The sequence below is a fragment of the Parapedobacter deserti genome, from assembly GCF_042646065.1.
GTDB classification, from domain to species: domain Bacteria; phylum Bacteroidota; class Bacteroidia; order Sphingobacteriales; family Sphingobacteriaceae; genus Parapedobacter; species Parapedobacter deserti.
Map to the genome: position 1 here is coordinate 111,975 of NZ_JBHRTA010000009.1, position 18,006 is coordinate 129,980.

At 47.1% G+C, this 18,006-nt stretch carries 15 protein-coding genes; 5 read left to right on the plus strand and 10 right to left on the minus strand.

The features are described from left to right. Window positions 1-118 precede the first annotated feature (118 nt). Window positions 119-421 (plus strand): DUF3817 domain-containing protein, encoded by a 303-nt coding sequence (locus tag ACFOET_RS03950; protein WP_379019796.1) that lies wholly within the window; start codon window positions 119-121, stop codon window positions 419-421. Window positions 422-426: 5 nt separating this feature from the next. Here ACFOET_RS03950 and ACFOET_RS03955 read toward each other — a convergent pair whose 3' ends face one another. The 8 genes from ACFOET_RS03955 to ACFOET_RS03990 form a co-directional block, all read right to left on the minus strand. Further along, a complete protein-coding gene (locus ACFOET_RS03955; protein ID WP_379019798.1) occupies window positions 427-816 on the minus strand; it encodes an acyl-CoA thioesterase in 390 nt (129 codons plus the stop codon). Between the two features lie 91 nt (window positions 817-907). After that, entirely contained in the window at window positions 908-2,314 is a 1,407-nt protein-coding gene (gene lpdA, locus ACFOET_RS03960) for a dihydrolipoyl dehydrogenase (RefSeq protein WP_379020377.1), read from the minus strand. 123 nt (window positions 2,315-2,437) lie between these two features. After that, window positions 2,438-2,968 (minus strand): plastocyanin/azurin family copper-binding protein, encoded by a 531-nt coding sequence (locus ACFOET_RS03965; protein ID WP_379019800.1) that lies wholly within the window; start codon window positions 2,966-2,968, stop codon window positions 2,438-2,440. A gap of 132 nt (window positions 2,969-3,100) precedes the next feature. Beyond that, on the minus strand, window positions 3,101-4,714 hold the full coding sequence (locus tag ACFOET_RS03970; RefSeq protein ID WP_379019802.1) for a response regulator: 1,614 nt from the start codon (window positions 4,712-4,714) through the stop codon (window positions 3,101-3,103). Next, the gene (locus ACFOET_RS03975; protein WP_379019804.1) at window positions 4,702-5,334 is read right to left on the minus strand and encodes a chemotaxis protein CheB; all 633 of its coding nucleotides are present in this window, start codon (window positions 5,332-5,334) and stop codon (window positions 4,702-4,704) included. Before ACFOET_RS03975 ends, ACFOET_RS03970 begins: the two co-directional genes overlap by 13 nt. Next, a complete protein-coding gene (locus ACFOET_RS03980) occupies window positions 5,327-6,139 on the minus strand; it encodes a CheR family methyltransferase (RefSeq protein ID WP_379019806.1) in 813 nt (270 codons plus the stop codon). Before ACFOET_RS03980 ends, ACFOET_RS03975 begins: the two co-directional genes overlap by 8 nt. A 10-nt stretch (window positions 6,140-6,149) precedes the next feature. After that, complete coding sequence (locus ACFOET_RS03985) at window positions 6,150-9,644, minus strand: response regulator (protein WP_379019808.1); 3,495 nt, start codon at window positions 9,642-9,644, stop codon at window positions 6,150-6,152. 82 nt (window positions 9,645-9,726) lie between these two features. Beyond that, entirely contained in the window at window positions 9,727-10,893 is a 1,167-nt protein-coding gene (locus ACFOET_RS03990) for a hypothetical protein (RefSeq protein WP_379019810.1), read from the minus strand. A 123-nt stretch (window positions 10,894-11,016) separates the two neighbouring features. Between ACFOET_RS03990 and ACFOET_RS03995 the strand changes: the two genes are divergently transcribed. The 4 genes from ACFOET_RS03995 (at window position 11,017) to ACFOET_RS04010 (ending at window position 14,386) form a co-directional block, all read left to right on the plus strand. Beyond that, window positions 11,017-11,736, plus strand: coding sequence for a head GIN domain-containing protein (locus ACFOET_RS03995; RefSeq protein WP_379019812.1), 720 nt, complete (start codon window positions 11,017-11,019; stop codon window positions 11,734-11,736). A 137-nt stretch (window positions 11,737-11,873) separates the two neighbouring features. Next, entirely contained in the window at window positions 11,874-12,866 is a 993-nt protein-coding gene (gene floA / locus ACFOET_RS04000) for a flotillin-like protein FloA (RefSeq protein WP_379019814.1), read from the plus strand. A 428-nt stretch (window positions 12,867-13,294) separates the two neighbouring features. Beyond that, window positions 13,295-13,798 (plus strand): KdsC family phosphatase, encoded by a 504-nt coding sequence (locus ACFOET_RS04005; RefSeq protein WP_379019816.1) that lies wholly within the window; start codon window positions 13,295-13,297, stop codon window positions 13,796-13,798. A 12-nt stretch (window positions 13,799-13,810) separates the two neighbouring features. Beyond that, on the plus strand, window positions 13,811-14,386 hold the full coding sequence (locus tag ACFOET_RS04010; RefSeq protein WP_379019818.1) for a Maf family protein: 576 nt from the start codon (window positions 13,811-13,813) through the stop codon (window positions 14,384-14,386). Between the two features lie 40 nt (window positions 14,387-14,426). Here ACFOET_RS04010 and ACFOET_RS04015 read toward each other — a convergent pair whose 3' ends face one another. Together ACFOET_RS04015 and ACFOET_RS04020 are read right to left on the minus strand one after the other, a co-directional pair. Further along, entirely contained in the window at window positions 14,427-17,291 is a 2,865-nt protein-coding gene (locus ACFOET_RS04015; protein ID WP_379019820.1) for a TonB-dependent receptor domain-containing protein, read from the minus strand. Between the two features lie 109 nt (window positions 17,292-17,400). Next, the gene (locus ACFOET_RS04020; protein ID WP_379019822.1) at window positions 17,401-17,856 is read right to left on the minus strand and encodes a hypothetical protein; all 456 of its coding nucleotides are present in this window, start codon (window positions 17,854-17,856) and stop codon (window positions 17,401-17,403) included. Between the last annotated feature and the right edge of the window lie 150 nt (window positions 17,857-18,006).

Here is an 18,006-nt window from a genome sequence, read left to right on the forward strand (position 1 = left end):
CAAACTTGGCTGCCGTTGTTCGGTAAGCAACAAACCGTCAGATTTCAGTAAAACGTTGTCGTTAACTGTGGTGACAGACCGTAATTGCCTACCTTGCGGCTTTTCTAAACTTGTGATCATGAATTCAAACAAACAAATCCTCAACTGGTTTCGGAATGTCGCATTAGTCGAAGGGGTTTCAATGGTAATATTGGTGATGTTTTCGGTATTGAAGCGTACCACTGATTACAATTGGGCTGTTTTGGGCGTCAAATACGTAGGCTGGGCACACGGTCTACTATTTATTGCTTATATATACCTGCTTTGGATGTGCACCGATCGCTACAAATGGAAATCAGGGCGAGTGGTCATATTCTTCTTGGCATCGTTGGTGCCTTTTGCGCCTTTCTTTGTGGAAAGAAAATTAAAGCATGAAGCCTAACGATCTTACGGCCTGTCTCCTGCATAGGCATAGGTAATCTCGGTTTTACCGTGTGGGGTTGGATTGCCGTCTTTGTCGAGATTTACGAACACCAGCTTATCGATTGTCAAGATACTTTTTCGTGTTATCTTATTGCGCACTTGGCATGTTAGCGTAATCGAAGTACGGCCAAAATGCGTGGCGGTGATGCCCAATTCGATAATGTCGCCCTGCTTGGCCGAACTCACGAAATTGATTTCAGAGATAAACTTGGTCACGACCTGGGGGTTGCCCAACTGAACAATGGCATAAATGACGGCTTCCTCGTCGATCCATCGGAGTAGCGTGCCCCCAAATAGTGTTCCATTAGGGTTCAGGTCCTCGGGTTTGACCCATTTGCGTGTGTGGAAATTCATTCGCATTATCAGTAAATAATTTTTTGTTCGACTGTATAATACGGTTTATAAACGGCCAAAGCTGCTGCGTCTTAAGACGCAGCAGTGATAATCAAATGTGAATCGCCCTGTTTGCCGTCGCGGCAAGCGCAGCCTCTCTGAACGCCTCCGTGAAAGTCGGGTGCGCATGGCATATTCGGGCGATGTCTTCCGCGGATGCACGGTATTCCATAGCCACCGCGGCTTCGGCAATCATATCTGCCGCTCGTGGACCGATCATGTGCACGCCCAGTAGCTCATCTGTGTCCGCATCAGCCAACACCTTTACGAAGCCATCCGTGTCGCCACTGGCTTTTGCTCGGCCACTTGCCTTGAAGGGAAAAGAGCCGGCTTTGTATTTGCGGCCGTCAGTTTTGAGTTGCTCTTCCGTTTTGCCAATACTTGCTACTTCTGGCCAGGTATATACCACGTTGGGAATGAGATTGTAGTCTATGTGTGGCTGTTGACCCGCGATGCGCTCCGCCACGAATACGCCTTCATCTTCAGCCTTGTGAGCCAACATAGCCCCTTTGACAACGTCACCGATAGCATATACGCCTTGCACGTCAGTTTCAAGGTACTCATTTACGGGAATTTTTTGTCCTCGCCCTTCAAGCGTGATTCCAATATTTTCCAACCCCAGTCCCTCAGTATAGGCTGTGCGCCCTACGGCTACGACACAATAATCGCCTTCCCATTTCACGTCTTCCCCTTTGGAGTTCGCTGCATGAACAGTGACTTTTTGTCCTTTTGCTGTGGCGCCGGTCACCTTATGTCCGAGGTAAAACTCCATGCCGAGCGTTTTCTTCAGTACACGCTGTAATTCTTTACCAAGCCCACCGTCCATGGTTGGAATGATGGATTTTTCATACTCGACAATCGAGACCTTAGCTCCGAGCCGGGCATAAACGGACCCGAGCTCCAAACCGATTACGCCGCCGCCTATCACTACGAGGTGATTTGGTATTTCGGACAGTGCCAACGCCTCAGTGGATGTGATGATTCGCTTCTTGTCAATCGTAATGAAGGGTAGGGAGGTGGGTTTAGAACCGGTCGCTATAATCACGTTTTTGCCGGTGATTTGGATGATTTCCCCATCTTCCTTGGCTATTTTGATGGTGCTTTTATTAATAAAAGAACCCTTTCCGATGAAACTATCGACTTTGTTTTTCTTTAAAAGAAATTCAATACCTGCCACATTTTGGGCGATGACCTCGTCTTTGCGGGCGATCATCTGTTTTATATCTATCTTGAGATCACTCAGCTCGATGCCGTGAGACTTGAAATGATTGGCAGCATTGTGGTAATGCTCTGAAGAATCTAAAAGAGCCTTGGACGGTATACACCCGACGTTAAGACATGTTCCGCCGAAAGTGCTATATTTTTCGATTACGGCCGTCTTTAAGCCCAGTTGTGCGCAGCGGATTGCGGCCACATATCCTCCTGGTCCGCTACCTATTACAATGACATCGTATTGCATGTGATGAAAATTAGTCAATTAGATGTTGCCAAATTTACGGATAATTATACTTCGACGGAATGGCAAACAGCAGAAAAGACAGCCGGCTGACTGTCTTTTCCAATAATGTCGGATGAATAGCCCTTATTCGGCTACTATTTTTCCCTGCATTATGCCATAGTGGCCAGGGAAGCTGCAAAGAAAAGGATACACACCTTTTTGTTCAAGGGTAAATTCGATTGCATCCGTTTCTCCAGGGCCAAGTAGCTTGGTATGAGCGATGATTGACGACGCAAACGTAACGGGAATGTATTCGGTGTCCGGAGCTTTGATAGCTTCTCCACCAAACGCGGGTATGTCCGTGCCCGGCTGAAGAATAACAACATTATGACCCATGGACTCCTTTGGCATTTCCCCAACGTTCTTTAGCGTGAGTTTGACCGGCTGTCCCGCTTTTACGCGGAAAAGGGTTTTATCAAACTTCATTAGATCATTGCCTTCCAAAACCAGTTCGTTACTGACGGCTACAGTGTCCAGACCCGGGATATTCGCATCGGCTGTCGGTTGGTCGGTCCTTTCCCCGGCATCTGTCGATCCCTCTTTAGTTTGGTTGCCACCACAGGCGGAGATGATAATTGCTCCCGCCACTACGGGAATTAAAAAAAACTGCTTCATTTCTCTTTATTCTAATTGTTGGACTATCCAGTAATAGCAAACAGTATACTGTATATGTTTGTTTGCGCCCCAAAGGTACTTGAATTTAAAAAGGAACAAAAGTGCATTTATCACTGAATTGTAATTTTACGATTACGTTGGAGCTGCCGCTTCGGCGTCAGTCAATGTTTTGACAATCTGGTACAGGGATACCGGATCAAACGGCTTGCCTACTACTGCGTCAGCTCCGGCTGCGTAGGCTGCTTGTTGCTCGCGCTGAAGTACCGAGGCTGAGATGGAAATAATTGGAATCCGGTTAATATGCGCCCGATGATCGTTCCTGATGGCACGAATGGCTTCGAATCCGCTCATCACTGGCATATGCGCATCCATTAAAATCAGGCTATAGGAAGTTTGTTCCACTTTTTCTAAAGCTTCTTTCCCATTTTTCACGGTATCTACAGTGATTCCCCAGGTGTTGAGCATGTGCAATACCATGAAGCTATTCAGTTCATTGTCTTCGGCAAGCAAAATATGCACGTTCTTGAGTGGCGGCATATCCGTGTATTGTTTTTTGTCTGATTTGGGCGTAGCCTCGGATGATTCTTCATCAAACCAACATTCGAATACAAATTCACTGCCCTTGCCTAATTCACTGGATGCATGAATTTGCCCTTGATGCAGATTCACCAACCGTTTGACGATAGCCAATCCTAATCCGGTACCGCCAAAGCGCTTGGTAATGCCTTCTTCGCCCTGTTCGAAAGACTGGAAAATTTTATCAATAGCGTTGTTGTTAATGCCGATACCCGTATCCTTTATCGAAAATTGGATGTGCACCCGACGATCCAATCGTTCAAGTAATGCCGTCGATAAGGTTACACTCCCTTTTTCCGTAAATTTGATGCCGTTTGAAATAAGGTTGCTTAGGATTTGGGTCAACCGCAGGGAATCGGCAAGGATGTACTTTGGCAGCTTGTCGTCGGTGACCACATGAAAAGCGATGCCCTTCTGTTCAGCTTTATAAGCAAATAACTTGTCAAGTTCCTTGATGATATTGGGAAGCGAAGTTTTTGTGAAGTCTAACCGCATTTTTCCCGAGTCAATTTTCGAAAGGTCTAGAATGTCATTGATAATCAACAGTAGTTGTTGAGAGGCATTTTCAAGATAATTTAGCCATTCGGACTGCTCCTCATTGAGTGGCGAATTTCTTAGCATTGTAGTAATGCCCATGATACCGTTAATGGGGGTGCGGATTTCGTGGCTCATGTTAGCGAGGAAGTTTTCTTTCGATTTTCGCGCAAGATCGGCCTCCTTCTTAGCTTTGACCAATTCAATGTGTGATCGCTCCAACTCTTCATTTTTACGTTTCAGCTCCCGTTGGATATACACTTGTTGCATGAATGACTTCACCTTTGCAACGGTGATATCCGGATTAAGGGGTTTGTATAGGTAATCTACGGCTCCGCTATGCAAGCCTTTGAGTAGGAATTTATCTTCTTTGGATATGGCCGTCACCATGATAACCATGATCTGCCATGTTTTCGGGTTGCTTTGCAATAGGGAAACGAATTCAAATCCGTTAATTTCTGGCATTTGCACATCCACAAGCGCGATGGCAACATCTTGATTCCAGCAGTAACGCAGTGCTTCGTTAGGCGAAGTGCTGCCCCATATATCCAGGTTGTCAATATCGCCTAAAAGCGCTTTCAAGCTTAGTACATTTTCCTCTTTGTCGTCTACGACAACAAGTTTCAGTTTCTCCATGGCAGATTTCTTCTCAAAATAAGGTTGTTCAATTCTTGGCTGAATGCCACTAGCTCGTCATCATTAAGAATAAGGTTTGCAGCTTTTAAGGCAATAGCGGCTTCAGGCATGGTATCGATTTCGGCATAATCTGGATGCTGCACGATACAAAGCCCACCTGCATCGTGAATTGCTTTCATGCCGTGTGCACCATCTTGATTGGCACCCGAAAGCAGCACGGCTATAGCCGATGGTCCATATACATCGGCAATGCTTTGCAACGTCACGTCGATAGAAGGCCTACAGTAATTCACAGGCTCGGAAATGTCCAGGGACAGGCTGCGGTCGGGCTCGAGCAATAGATGGTATCCTGCAGGTGCGAAATATACAGTGCCCGGAACTATAGGTTCCTTGTCTTCCGCTACTTTAATGGCAATGCCGCATTTGGTGGTGATACTTTCTTCGATATTCGTTTCATACTTAGCATTCCGGTGGATAATGACCAACACCCCGACTGAAAGATTATCCGGTAATACTTTGAGCATATTAAACATAACCTTAAACCCACCCGCTGAACATGCCAGTACCAGTACCTCTGCTCCGCGAAGTTTGTTAATGATATATGGGTTTAATTTAAGCAATTTTTTGATAAATGTTTTGTTTTTTATTTACCAATCTAAATTTGCTCGCCAGTTGGTTGGATCGTAAAGCTTCTTTCGAGCCCAGGCAAAGGAAGCCAAACAACGCAAGACTATCGTACAGGAGCTGAAATACATGCTCCTGTAATTTTAAATTAAAATAAATGAGCACATTGCGGCAGGTAATAAGCTGGAATTCGTTGAATACTCCATCTGAGACGAGGTTGTGAATGGAGAATAGCACGTTTTTCTGTAAGTCATGATAAATGGCGGCGGCATCGTATCTTGCAGTATAATATTCGGAAAGCGAATCGCCTGATTTGGTCTGCAAATAGTTGTCAGAGTATTCCCGCATCTTTTTGAGGTCTATTATCCCTTGTTTAGCCCGTTCGAGGACTAAGGAATTGATGTCTGTTCCGTAAATAAAGGACCGATCATACAGTCCTTGTTTTTTCAGCATGATTGCTAAGGAATATACTTCTTCTCCTGTTGAACACCCGGCACTCCAGATTTTGATGTGCGGAAATGTGGCAAGGTAAGGGAAAACCTCTTCCCGTAATGCGATATAAAATACAGGATCGCGGAACATTTCCGTGACATTAACCGTAATCTCGGTAAGGAACCTATTGAAAAATCCGGAAACATTAACTAGGTTGTCTTTTAACGTACAAACATCAAGGCGATATAAGTCCATGATACGGGATACACGCCTTTTTAGTGATGCTCGGGAATAGCCGTTTAAATCAAAACCATGAACGTTTTTGACCAATTCAATTAGTTCTTCGAGGTCTTCAAATGAAATACTCATCGTTTTTTTATTAACTTAACCACACCCTTATCAGCGAAAGCAACTTGCTTACATCTACCGGTTTGGTGATGTAATCGTTAGCGCCGGCTTCAAGCGCGAGTTGTCGGTCGCTCAGCATCGCTTTTGCTGTTATTGCAATTATCGGTAATTTGGCAAATTTCTTGATCGCTCGAATTTTTGCGATAGCTTCGTAACCATCCATTTCGGGCATCATGATGTCCATTAGGACAAGGTCAATGCGAGGATTTTTATCGAGTGCCGCCAACGCCTCCTGTCCGTTGTTCGCTGTATCCACATCGATATTATACGACGCAAATACGGTGCTTAATGCGAAGATATTGCGCATATCATCATCCGCAAGTAAGACGCGCTTACCTTGCAGTACTTTATCACGCTGTATTGTTGCCGGCTCGGCGTTACTATTAACCTCAAATACGCCTGTGGAAGCAGGAGGGTCGTTTTTAACTTTGTTAATGAACAGGTTGACTTCGTCAAGGATGCGGTTGTTGGACTTGCCGGATTTGACCACCATGGCTTTGGTATGGCGAAGAATCCGCCCCGTCATTTCGGCATTGAAATCCATGGCGGTGTTGATGATGACCGGGGTCTCTGAATGTTTTGGAATACCCTTGACTTCATCCAGTAAATCCATACCCGACTTATCTGGCAGATTAATGTCGAGGATAACACAATCATAATGATTGTCCGACCGAAGAAAATTCAGGGCTTCGGCAGCCGTATAAGCCTGTGTAACCTCTACGCCGCGGTCTGTAAGGCCGGACTTAAGGTTGTCGCTTTGGACCCTGTGGTCCTCAACAACCAATACTCGTTTAAGGGGAGATTCAATAAGCCTATACAAAAGTCCAAATACATCTTCGAGCGATTTCTGATCGATGGGTTTTTTCAAAAAGCCCACAGCCGCTTCTTCGATTTTCCGTTTGTTCGGTCGATCGGCAGACATTAGGTGTACCGGGATGCTTTTTGTTCCGGGGTTGTCTTTAAGTTTCCTCAGTACCGTCCACCCGTCCATTACTGGCAGCATGATGTCTAGGATGATGGCATCCGGTATTTGGTCAAGCGCCATTTCGAGTCCCGTATCGCCTTGGTAGGCAACAAGTGGCTCAAATCCGCGTTCTTTCGCATACATGGCTAATATTTCCGCAAAATTTCGATCGTCTTCGATGATCAGGAGCCGCTTTCGCGGTGCGTTCGCTTGAAAGGTTTTTGGACCCTCCGGATCGGATTGCTGTTTTTCATCGACAATTTTACCAACGGATCGGTTAGACAGGGATTCCTTATTCGCTGCGGGTTTTGGGACCTTGTCCTTATGTTTTAATGGAAGGAAGAGGGTGAATACGCTGCCTTTCCCTTCTGTGCTCGTCAGATGGATTTCACCGCCAAGTACGGTAGCTAGTTCTCGGCAAATGGACAGCCCCAGCCCAGTCCCTCCGAATTTCCGGCTGGTAGAGCCATCCGCTTGTTTGAATGCATCGAAAATTAATTTTTGTTTGTCTATTGGGATGCCGATGCCGGTATCAGTCACCACAAAGGCGATGACTTCAGATGCTGGCATGCCACCAAGCATGCCTTTTTTCCATGAGGGCGACCGACCGGCCGACGTGAGCAGTAGCTCTACGTGCCCCTGTTCTTTAGTAAACTTGAAAGCGTTTGAAAGTAGGTTTTTCAGTACCTGCCGCAGGCGTTGCTCGTCGGTACTGATAATAGGCGGAAGGTCTTCATGAATCGTGACGCGGAATCCGATGGCTCTGCTGTCCGCAACGCTGCTAAACAGTTCAAGTAAGTCCTGGGCAATGTTGGATAGCGGAATGTCCTCGATGATCAGTTCCACGTTTCCAGACTCTATTTTCGATAGGTCAAGGATATTATTGATCAAGTTAAGCAAATCTGTGCCAGCATGATGGATAACCGAAGCGTACTTTACCTCTTCTGCTGATAAACGGCCTGACTTGTTGTCGTTTAAGAGTTTGGCCAGTATAAGGATGCTATTGAGCGGCGTGCGTAGTTCATGGCTCATATTGGCCAAAAACTCCGATTTATATCGGCCAGATCGTTCGAGCTCGTTTGCTTTGATTGCGATCGACTGCCTCGCCTGTTCAATTGAGAAATTGCGCTCTTCCAGTAATCTGGCTTTCTCTTCGAGTTCGAGGTTGGCATGTTTGAGTTCTTCCTGCTGTACGCGCAGCTCTTCTTCCGAAGCCTCTAAAAGGTGGGTCTTATGCGTCAATTCATCGTTGGTCGTGCGAAGCTCCTCATGCTGAGCTTCCAATTCCTCTGCCTGCTGCTGCGTTTCCTCGTAAAGGTGGGATAGCGTGCTTAGTGCTCTGGATACTTTGCATGCTACGGCAAGGTTAGTGCTGGCCCGATTTAGAAAACGGATTACCGTATCATCGATCTCGCGGAAGAAGCCAATTTCCATGACTCCGAGTACCTCGCCTTCGTAAATACAAGGCTGAATGACGATATTTCCAATCTTTGCGTTGCCGAGTGATGATGCCGCTGTAAGATAGTGCTCGGTGATATTGGAAAGAACGAGTTGCTTTTTGGATACAATGCTCTCACCAATCAGTCCTTCCCCCTTTGCGATTTTTGGCTGTATGTCTTGCGGCGTTGTTGCGTATGATCCGGTATGTATAAAGACGGTTTCGTCGCTGGTACTCTGCAGGTAAATGACTCCGACATCGGCATTGAGATGCTGGCAAACCGTTTGTATGGCGTTGCCAGCGATTTCTTCCTCACCTAGTCCTCCGCGGGTTCTATCGTCAAGTGCGGCCAACCCATTCAGCAACCAATTGTCGATTTCCTTTTCTTTGGACAGCTTCTTCAGGTCGGCGTTTACTTTCCGGATAACACGTTCGGCCTTCTTTTGGAAGTCAAATGTTTTAATTATATATCCAATCAAGCCAAACAAAACGAGTACAGCCAAGGTGAGTCCAAGGACGGCGATGTACTTGGTTTCGATAATGACACCGTTTAGCCGTTCCATTTCGCTTTTCCGCTTCGAGATGACAGCCTGTTTCAAAAGCGATAGGCGCTGGTCGATTCGGTCTGCTGATGCCTGAACCTCCGCTGTTTTTGTTCGCTTTGAGACGTCCAAATTGGTCAATTCGTGGAGAAGGTCATTAGCGTGTCGTTCAAATAGCGAGTGTAAGTAATGTATGGCCAGTGTCCCCATCTCCATTTTTTGAAGGCCTTCAGCAAGGAGGGCAAGGTTTGCGGAAACAGCCAACTGCTCGTTTTTAATATTTTTCAGATGTGTTTCATCACCGTCAGAAAAGTAGCTTAGCATCTCGAGGCTCATGCAGTTGTTTTGGCGGTTGATGGTGTCTATGAGCGAGGCGGTCGCTACGCTCACCTGCATTAATAGCCTGTTATCGCCGACAACGCCGTTGATTTTCTTGTAGAACAAAAAAGCGGTAGTAGAGACGATGGCAATGGCGATGACAAACCCCGCATATATTTGTCCTTTGAACCGTAATTTTTTCATACAAACGTAATGTGTCGCGTTGTTGGCTGTAAAATTACAAAAGTAACATGGAATGCTCGTTCAAAAAAAAACTGCTTTTCCCTCACTGTATGATCGGGTACCTTTCGAATGGCCTAGTGCGGTCAAAAAGATAGCGGTAGGTATAATGGGTTTTATAAATTTTGCCACCTATATATCGAGCTACATTCATCATTTTCGGATTGAAATCGCCTATCCAATTCATCTGCAGCTCCTCATATTGCGTTTGCGAGCGGTCTTGAATTACGGTGGAAGCCGCCATCACCATCGCCGCCTCTACACCCTTCCGCTGATGACCGGGCGCAATGCCAAAGACAATGCCGAACATTGTTTTGCAACGCTTCCGCCAGCGGTTCCAAAGGAAAAGCAGCTTGCCCCCCAACGTGAGTTTTCCGTTTACGTGTTTGACAATCAGCTGATTGACATCAGGAATGCTCACAAAAAAACCCACGGGTTTGCCTTCATGGTATGCAAACCAGATGATTTTAGGGTCGATGATAGGCTTTAAACTTTGCATGAGTTTGCGGGCGCCTTCGGAGCTCATCGGGCTCACGCCCTCGATCTTCGCCCACCCTTCATTATACACCATGCGAAAGTCCTCGGCAGCCTTGTCCAGTTGCCTTCGGTTGACGTGGGCAAAGGTATAGCCCGAATCCCGCAGTGCATGCATGGCCTTTTCACCCACTTTGCTGGACAGTCTGGTGGCGATATCACGGCGGTAAGTATACTGTTTGAAATATACCTGGAAACCGTAGTTTTCAAATAACCGCTGGTAGTATGGAGGATTGTAATTGCAGCAGTAGCAGGGGGGATGGAATCCATCGACCAGCAATCCCCACCAGCGTTCCCGGTTGCCGAAATTGATAGGGCCATCCATGGCCTCGATACCACGTTGGCAAAGCCACTCCTTAGCGGTGTCAAATAATAGATTAGCCGCATGTTGATCATCAATGCATTCAAAGAATCCGCAGCCACCTACAAGCAGTGCATTGTCGTTGGACTCATAATCATAGAATGCTGCGATGCGACCGATAGGATCGCCGTGACTATTCAGCAGCAACCAGCGGCTACATTCTCCGTTTTGGAAGCGTGGGTTTTTGGTATGGTCAAATACGGCTTTTACATCCTGATCAAGCGGCCGAATATAATTGGGGTCGTCCCTATACAAAGGTAGAGGCATGGCAATAAACAGCTCTTCTGTAGACGGGTCTTTTACGGGCAGAATCTTCATAACGGGGAATAACATACCTGACGTGCTAAAAATATAGGATTGATTCGGGTTATGCAAGGATAAAAGTTGGCTGATGCTGCAACGTATTGACTGTTACGGCGTCTTATTGAAAAAAGAAAAAATATGAGCTTAAAATTGTCATCGTTAGGTTGGTCAGCACTCACCCTGCTTTTCTTTTATTCAGGGCTGGTGCAGGCAGCTTCCGGTTTGCCGGTCCGCGGCGAAACGCGGGATGTCAGTGGTTTCCATGCGCTGGCCAGCAACGGAAGTATCCATGTTGAAGTGCGTTTCGGTAACCGCGAATCCGTGCGGTTGGAGGGCGATGAGGCGGCGATACGCGAGATCGAAACCGTTGTCGAACAAGGGACCTTGAAAATCGGATTTAAGAAACAAGCATGGACAAGGAATGCAAATTGGGGAAAGGTGACGGCTTATGTGACGGCTAGAAAAATCGATGCGCTGTCACAGTCCGGATCAGGTCACATCGTGGTGAGCGGAAAGGTTTCCGGAGACGCGCTGAATGCTGCTTTAAGCGGTTCGGGGCGTATCACCGTGTCCTCGGAAGTCCAGGTATTTAATGCGTCTATCAGTGGTTCTGGACGGATAGTCGCTAGCGGAGACGTGAGGAACAGCAATGTTTCCATCAGCGGGTCGGGAAGACTCGATGGCGGAAACCTTCGCAGCAGATCTGCCAACCTCAAAATATCTGGTTCTGGAAATATTTCTATACATGTAGACGAGCAACTGGATGCTGTGATTAGTGGATCCGGCAATGTCAGTTACAGCGGCAATGCGCAGACTAATGTGCGGACGTCAGGTTCGGGACGAGTACGCAAAAGTTGATTTCCTGTGCCTAACGGGGTGAAAAGATGTCAAATCAATGCTTAATGCGTAAGAATTATCTGCTTCCGGGCATCTAGCTCAAAAAAAAGTTGTATCTTTAAGAGCTTTTAAATGCACGTTAAACTTATTTGAGCCTTATGGATCCTAATTTCACCCCTATTTTTATTGTTATCGGAGCTATTGTAGCTTTCTTTTTCTTACTCTATCTGCTTCCTGTAAATCTTTGGTTTACCGCGCAGTTGTCGGGCGTACGTGTCAACCTGCTGAACCTTCTGCTGATGCGCCTGCGCAAGGTGTCCCCCGCTTTAGTGACTAATGCAATGATTACATCCACGAAAGCAGGGTTGAATATCACGTCAAATGAAATCGAAACTCATTTCTTGGCCGGAGGCAATGTTAACAATGTAATCAAGGCATTAATCTCCGCCGATAAGGCGAATATCCCGTTGGATTTTAAACTGGCTACAGCAATTGATTTGGCAGGACGCGATGTGTTTGATGCCGTACAGTTATCTGTAAACCCACGGGTGATCAACACACCACCGGTAGCGGCTGTTGCGAAAGACGGCATTCAGCTCATTGCGAGTGCAAGGGTAACGGTGCGGGCCAATATCAACCAACTGGTGGGCGGGGCTGGTGAAGAAACTATTCTGGCCCGGGTTGGAGAAGGAATCGTTTCGACTATTGGTTCTTCATCCAACCATAAAGAAGTGCTGGAAAGCCCAGACCGGATATCCAAAACCGTGCTCTCGAAAGGGCTGGATAGCGGTACGGCGTTTGAAATCCTCTCTATTGATATCGCCGACGTTAATATCGGAGAAAATGTCGGTGCTAAACTACAAGAGGACCAAGCAGAGGCGGATCTTAAGGTAGCGAACGCCCGTGCTGAAGAACGACGGGCAATGGCTGTAGCGGAGGAGCAGGAAATGCGCGCAAAGGCGCAGGAAGCGCGCGCCAAGGTGATCGAAGCAGAGGCGCAGGTGCCGCTAGCCATGGCAGAGGCGTTCCGGACAGGAAACCTCGGTGTAATGGACTATTACCGGATGCAGAATATCCAAGCTGATACGGATATGCGCGGCTCTATAGCTAAGCCGGGAACCGGAACCAGTAAAGGTGATAAGAAAAACTAAAACCCCCCGAGACTAAAACACAAAAACAAAACCCCGGTGATGGGCACCGGGGTTTGTTACTAACCAATTATAAACCTAAATTATGAAAAGACAACTTAACGTCCGGTGTAATCCGGATTGTTTTCGTAGTGCAAATATACCGCTACTTTTTTATTTTCGAATGAAGCTATTGTTAACAAATTGTCAAAAGCTCGCGTCGTAATAGCTTGAAAAACTTTCGTCTTGATAGCGACCAAACGCCGTGCCAAATTTCTTTTGCCTAGACCTCTATCAAATCCGTTGAATGAGGCTATTTTGTGTAATGGAAATGCCTTGCTTGCCTGTAAAACAAGACGGTTTGTAATCCAAACCGACAAGTTGTTTTTTAAAAAGGAGCACCTTCTATTTAAGTTTTAATGTTATGTTTGGCAGGAATTAATTGCAGTGTCATGTTATTTGATAAATTCAAGCAAGTAAAAGCATTTGTATTCGATGTAGATGGTGTTTTGTCAAATGGTGAGATCCTATTGACCGAAAAAGGCGAGCAGCTACGGTCATTCAATATAAAGGATGGGTATGCCATGCAACTGGCTGTGAAAAAAGATTATCCAATGGCCATTATTACCGGAGGAAGTTCGATTGGAATAAGGAGAAGGATGGAGGGACTAGGGATCAGCGACGTATTTACCGGTGTTGATGACAAAACGGCGGTTTTCTCAGCGTGGCTTTCGCTACGGGGATTGTCTCCTTGCGATATCTTGTATATGGGGGATGATATGCCAGATTTCGCTAATATGAAGACGGCTGGTTTAGCGGCCTGCCCGGCAGACGCGGTGCCCGAAATCAAAGCTGTAGCCCATTATATTTCCTCGTTTAATGGTGGGATGGGAGCTGCCCGGGACGTTATCGAAAAAGTCATGAAACTGCACGGTGCATGGGTACATAACAATTAAGTCGAAATATTTATGCGCATAATACTTGCCTCTAAATCACCCCGTCGTAAAGAGTTGATAGCACTTATCGGTGTCCCTGTGGAGGTTGCTTCGAAGGAAGTGGATGAGTCTTTTCCGGAGCAGTTAGAACCGGTGATGGCGGTTCGCCATATTGCAGAGAAAAAGGCAGACGCGTTTGCGGTAGATGTAACAGATGAATTGGTGATCGCTGCAGATACTATTGTAACCATCGACGGCTTGGTTCTCGGCAAACCTGAAAGCCATTTACAAGCGGTCGATATGTTGTTAAAGCTGTCGGGTAGAACGCATGAGGTGATCACCGCCGTTGCACTGCTCCACCATGGAAGTACCTACGTGTTCCATGAGGTAACCGCTGTGACTTTCCGCCCGCTTGATGCAGCTGAAATTAACCATTATATCCACCAATACCAGCCTTTCGATAAGGCGGGCGCTTATGGTATTCAGGAGTGGATAGGGATGGTAGCCATTGAGAAAATCATCGGTTCCTATACAAACGTGGTCGGCCTACCGACACAACGGTTGTACCAGGAGCTGAAGACACGCTATCCCATGCTCGCCATCCCCTGATCCGGCTGGCAGTTAAAATGCTGTCATTTGCCGCCTTTTCTCACCTGATGCTAAGCCGTACGCCTGCATAGAAAACCCTCCCAGAAATCGGACCCCACAACATTGACGTGTCGAAAAACTCGCTGAACGGCCGGTCAGCCGCCAAAATCGGGTTTTGTTGAAAGAAATTGGTCAGATTCTCCCCACCAAGATACACATCGATCAAGCGTGCCTTTCCGAATGTTTTACTTACCTGGGCGTTCATCGTTACGTAAGATCTTGAAAAATTAGGCAAACGGTATGCTGTCGGATTTGCTGCAGTGGAAGGAAGTCGTTTCTGGCCGGTAATGTTCATGGTATAATCAAAATGCCAACCACCGCGATGAGTGTTGTAACCCAGATTTAAAAAACCGCGGTGGCGCGCCACTAACGGCCGCTGCTGCAGCTCACCTTCATAGGTGGTTTTGACATCAAAAAACCGGTAGGCCATACGTGTCTCGAGGTGAGGTAGCGGCATGAACCGAAATTCGGCCTGCAAGCTGTTAGCGTACGACATTCCATCCAGGTTGTAAAATGAAAGTTCCCTTGGGTTCTCATAGTCTACCACAACTTGGTTGGTAAAATCATTTCGGAAAAACTCGGTGCTGAAGGAGGCCTCACGGTGGAAGAGGCGGAAGGATTGATCAACGCTCACGCCGGTGTTCCATGCTACTTCCGGTTTGAGACCGTAAGCATTTTCACCGGCATTGGCTGTCATAATCCGAACCGTCCGGGAACTGGCAAGTGCCGCCGTGTTTTCAGCGAAGATATTTGCTGTGCGTTGCCCTCTGCCCCCGCTGAGCCGGAAAGTGGTTCCTGGCACAGGTTGGTACCGCAGGTGTATGCGCGGCGTGAAAAACCAGCCATACAGGCTGTTGTAATCGCCACGGATACCAGCAACAGCATCAATCTTGTCGGATGGGCTGTAGGTATATTCAAAGAATCCCCCCGGTACGGTTTCAGTGCGCGCGAACCGCTGGTCGATGTAATGCTCATTATAACGATCATGTAAAAAACTGATGCCTGTACGGTACCTGTGTACTACAGTGCCGATAATATCCTGGTAGATCAAGTTGGCATATCCGTTGCGTTGGTCGGCATCATAGGTGCGCAAACCGAAATAAGAAGTCTGGTCGTACGCCGACCCAGATAGCTGTAGCCCGATACTGCGATGCGTATTCTGTGGGAACACATAGCCTATTTTTGCGAAGACTTCGTAGCGGTCAATGTCAAACCCCAAACCATAGCGGTGTTCGGTGAGTTTGTCTGCTGCTGGGTTAAAATCAATTTCACCACCCGTTCGGACGTCCCTGAGTACTTTAGCACCGAATTGAAGTATAAAGCCTTTGCCGTTTTCATACTTCCATCGGCTTACACCAGAAAAGAGGTTGCCTACCGGGACGTCCCTAAATCCATTCTTGCTGAAATTCATATATTTATTATACATGAAATTGTCGTGCAGTAACAGACCACCGGTCCATCGCTCGTTAAATCGGTGAGATAAGTTGAGGTTAATGTCTGTACGGCCCATACTGTTGCCATACGCATTGAAAAAGAGTTTTTCGGACGTTTCGGGTTTCTTCAGCTCTACGTTGATTTGTCCCGCAATATTTTCAAAGCCATTTACTACGGATCCGATACCCTTGCCGATCTGGATGGATTCGATCCACGTGCCTGAAATGCTGTTGAGGCCCAATGGTGTGGCCAGACCGCGTGGCCCCGGGAGATTCTCCACAGTAAGCTGGGTATAGACGCCACTGAGTCCAAGCATCTGGATCTGTTTGCTGCCTGTTACGGCATCGCTGCTGACCACGTCCACAGAAGCGTTGGTTTCAAAACTCTCACTCAGGTCACAGCAAGCGGCTTTAAAAAGTTCTTGTCCAGTCAGCACCTCCAGCCGGCTGGGACTGAGGGCCGAAATGTAGTTTGACTTGCGTCGGGCCGAGACCGTCACCTCAGACAGCACATTGCCTTTCGCGGTAACTACTAATACTTCATGTGGGTCAGTGATCTCCACTGTGTCGGACTGGTGCCCGGCGTAGGAGATAACGAGCTGCTTGAAGTTCTCCTGATGTTCGATTCGAAAAACGCCTGATGCATCAGAGCGCGTGTTCACGGACGCGTCCTCTAGCCAGTGCACGTTGGCAGATTCGATAGGGCTGAGTTCGCCTCGGTTGTTTTCCTGCATGACAACCCCAGTGACGATATGGTCATGATCATGATTGTCAATGCCCGTAAGCCGATGCACATTGTTCTCGTCCCGGTAATGGCAGCACTTGGGTAGTTTATTATAAATGTCCGTGTCGGCGGCTCGGCCCTCCGTGTCGTGGCCAGCGGCGAGGATGCGTTCCTGGGCAGCTGTGACATTAAACAAAGCTGGATCGAAAGTAAGGGTGAGTAGCTGTGCGCCGGCATCCCAGCTCGCCTTTTTTAATCCATCACCGTTTGCGGCTTTTTCAATGCGCGATTTGCACATACCGCATACGCCAGAAACTTGGAATGTCGCCGTGTCAACGCTGGAAACGTCGGCTATATCATCGGATTGTTCGATACGGGCGTATAGACAGCATTCAGGCAGATTCCGGTACACCTCATCATCCGCTTTGAGGTCATCGACGTCGTGCCCTGAAGCGGCTATGCTTCTCCGGATGGCATTTATGTCAGTATCCGGATCGTCAAGTGTCAGGTTAAGTTGTTGGGTTTTGGCATCCCATGTGGCAGAGGCAGCCCCGGCGGCTTTAGATGCCTTTTCGATACGTGCCTTGCACATACTGCAGTTGCCAGCCACGGTCAGGCTATAGTTGTGGTTTTGGGCGACCGCGACATTTGATGCTGTCAAGCAAAATACCGCTACCAGCGTATAAGTCAGTTTTTTGAAATAAGTCATGTGTAACTAGTTTAATCCGTTATTATCGATTTTAGCGGGTGCAATATCACCACGGTTCCAACTCGAGCGATGCATCTTGCATACTCGACTGCTTCGATTAAGGGATTAATCAGATACGATATGTAGAGAATTGTATAAACAACGGAATGCTGGTATCTGGCGGACCGTTGCCTATTGCCATGGAGGGCTGAGTGCCCGATGGCAAGTCTATCACATGAACTAGCGTGAATACGAATAACTCCAGCGGGTAAACTTTCGGGAGTTTCTTATCTGTACCGAGCAGGTGCTCCTCGGTAATTTTTTTTGCTTCTATTTTGGCGTTTTGACAGTGTGAGTGTGATGGTGTGCCATCCGTATCACTACCGTCATCGTCGCAGCAATGTCCTTGTTCATTTTCGGTCAGGTGATGTTCGCACAACGGACATTCGTCATGGTTTGATATCATAGCCTCGTCTTTCAGGACAATTTTCTGCGGCGTACCGCAGCAATAGTGCAAATATATCGTCGCCCCAGTGGAAGAGACACTGTAGAGAAGGATCAGCAATATGGAAAACACTTTTGCCACGAACACAAAGGTATGGAAAATCGCACAAGTTTTCAAGATTATGCATAAAACTCCGAGTTTTAACCAAAGGAACTTGGCAGCTCCCATGGCAACCCGACCTATTTACCAAGTTTTTCCCATATTAGCTGGTTATTTTGAAGTTATCAAATG